This window comes from Streptomyces sp. SID5910, assembly GCF_009862125.1.
Classification (GTDB): Bacteria; Actinomycetota; Actinomycetes; order Streptomycetales; family Streptomycetaceae; genus Streptomyces.
Genome location: NZ_WWHX01000493.1, coordinates 1 through 439 on the forward strand (window position 1 = coordinate 1; position 439 = coordinate 439).

A 439-nucleotide genomic window follows, 5' to 3' on the forward strand; every position below is an offset into this window, starting at 1 on the left:
TTTTCCGATGCTCGGGACATCAGGGCTGTGGAGGAGCGGCCGTCGAGGTACGGGAGCAGGACCGCCTGGCCGTCCCACTCCTGGAGCAGGGCCGCCTCGGGGAGGTCCGCGCCCGCGTAGTCGCCGCCCTTGACCCAGACGTCGGGCCGCAGGTCGGCGAGGAGGCGTTCCGGGGTGTCCTCGTCGAAGACGGCGACCGCGTCGACGCAGGCCAGGGCGCGCAGGACGCGGATCCGGTCGGCGAGGGGGTTGACGGGGCGGCCGTCGCCCTTGCGGCGCCGGACGGAGGCGTCGGAGTTGACGCAGACGACCAGGCAGTCGCCGAGCCGCCGGGCCGCCTGGAGGAGGCCCACGTGCCCGGCGTGCAGCAGGTCGAAGCAGCCGCCCGCGGCGACGACCGTGCCGTGCTGGGCGCGGACGCGGGCGGCCAGGGCGTGCG

At 76.1% G+C, this 439-nt stretch carries 1 protein-coding gene; it reads right to left on the bottom strand.

What is annotated here, in order from left to right; translation table 11 throughout:
• On the bottom strand, positions 1 to 439 hold a 439-nt coding region (rfaE2, locus tag GTW67_RS17475), incomplete at both ends, for a D-glycero-beta-D-manno-heptose 1-phosphate adenylyltransferase (RefSeq protein ID WP_161165753.1).